Origin of the sequence: Citrobacter sp. S55_ASV_140 (assembly GCF_018919505.1) — a bacterium.
In the GTDB taxonomy this organism is placed as follows: domain Bacteria; phylum Pseudomonadota; class Gammaproteobacteria; order Enterobacterales; family Enterobacteriaceae; genus Citrobacter; species Citrobacter werkmanii.
In genome coordinates this window covers 1-1,544 of sequence record NZ_JAHLQZ010000378.1, presented here as the reverse complement: position 1 = coordinate 1,544, position 1,544 = coordinate 1, and the positions used below count along the sequence as shown (strand labels likewise).

2 protein-coding genes are annotated in these 1,544 nt (G+C 47.2%); both read right to left on the bottom strand.

What is annotated here, in order from left to right; translation table 11 throughout:
- Positions 1–11: 11 nt before the first annotated feature.
- Positions 12–350 carry a ribosome-associated translation inhibitor RaiA gene (raiA, locus tag KQJ18_RS23955; protein WP_003031244.1) on the bottom strand — a complete coding sequence of 113 codons (339 nt, stop codon included), beginning with the start codon at positions 348–350 and terminating at the stop codon, positions 12–14.
- Between the two features lie 270 nt (positions 351–620).
- Positions 621–1,358, bottom strand: coding sequence for an outer membrane protein assembly factor BamD (gene bamD, locus KQJ18_RS23950; RefSeq protein WP_005130417.1), 738 nt, complete (start codon positions 1,356–1,358; stop codon positions 621–623).
- Positions 1,359–1,544: the final 186 nt, after the last annotated feature.

Here is a 1,544-nt window from a genome sequence, read left to right as displayed (position 1 = left end):
AATGTAAGGGACTACTCTTCTTCTGCTTCGACGAAGTTGGCGTCTTTGACTGAAGTTGTTGCACGACGGGCTTCGCCTTTGTGCTGCACTTTATTGAGCTGCCGTTCCAGCTTGTTGATCAAATCGTTAATTGCGGTGTACATATCCTCGTGTTTTGCGCTGGCGACCAGATGTCCGTTCGGTGTATTGATGGTGGCATCAGCAATGAAACCCTGTGGCTCCTTAGACAGAATGATATGTGGATTAATCAGATGAGTTTGCCATTTTTCAAGTTTGGCGAGACGGTCTGCGACATGCTGGCGAATTGCCGGAGTAATTTCCATTTGTTTACTGGTAATGTTCATTGTCATAAATTTTACCTCTTGTCTTTCCCGTCTTGGTGATTCCAGCATACCGTTCCTAATGTCAAAATGTGTGATTTAAATCACATTATTTTGTCGCTTTTTGTCAAGAAAACCTTTTTGTGAGGCACCGCAGGAACAAGCGATTTTTTACTTGAGGAATAGCAGAAAGCAGGCCATATTTGATGAGATGCGTTGGAGCTAAACCGCTTCAGTTATGGCGTAAACGGATAAAAAAACGGCAGCCCTTGGGGCTGCCGTTTTGCATTCTGAGGTAAATCAGGTGTTACTGCTGTTGGCGGCAATGATTTTCGCTACTTTTTCTGCCTGCGCATTCATTTGCATCTGGCGATAAGCGTTTTCCATCAACGGCAGAGCATCACGTGTTGCCTGGGTATCCGGGTAGTCGCGCAGCATGCCTTCCACACGGTTTACCACCGCCACCCATGCGCCACGGGCAGTGTAATATTCCGCAACGGAGTATTCATACTTCGCCAGACGATCTTTCAGGAACACCAGACGTTTAGTGGCGTCAGTGGTGTACTGGCTGTTCGGATAGCCACGTACCAGTTTGGAAAAGTCATTAAACGCAGCTCGGGCATGTTGTGGATCGCGATCGCTGCGATCAACCCCAAAGAATCCTTGCAGTGCGCTATCATCCAACGCCATATTGGTCAGGCCACGCATATACATGACATAATCAATGTTAGGGTGTGTCGGATTAAGACGGATAAAACGATCGATGGCAGCCTGAGCAAGTGGCAGATCGGCGTTTTTGTAGTAGGCGTAGATGAGATCTAATTGCACCTGCTGAGAATACGGTCCAAATGGATAACGGTTATCCAACGCTTCCAATTGCGTTATTGCCTGTTTCCAGTTACCGTCCTGCAGCTTTTGCTGAGCAGTCGCGTAGATTTCATTTGGCGGATTATCGGGCACCTCTTCCTTTGAACCAGAGCAACCCGCCAAAAACAGGCTCAACGTGGCTGCTGCCACCAGATATTTCATGCGCGTCATGACGTTTTGACTTTCCTCAAAATGTTTTACGGGAGATTCTCTGTTCCTGCTCCCGGTTAAGACCAGCTACAATAGCACACTATATTAAACGGCAAAGCCGTAAAACCCAACGTTAAACAAAGAAGCAGTTTATGGCACAACGAGTAGAACTCACCGCAACAGTCTCCGAAAATCAGCTCGGTCAAC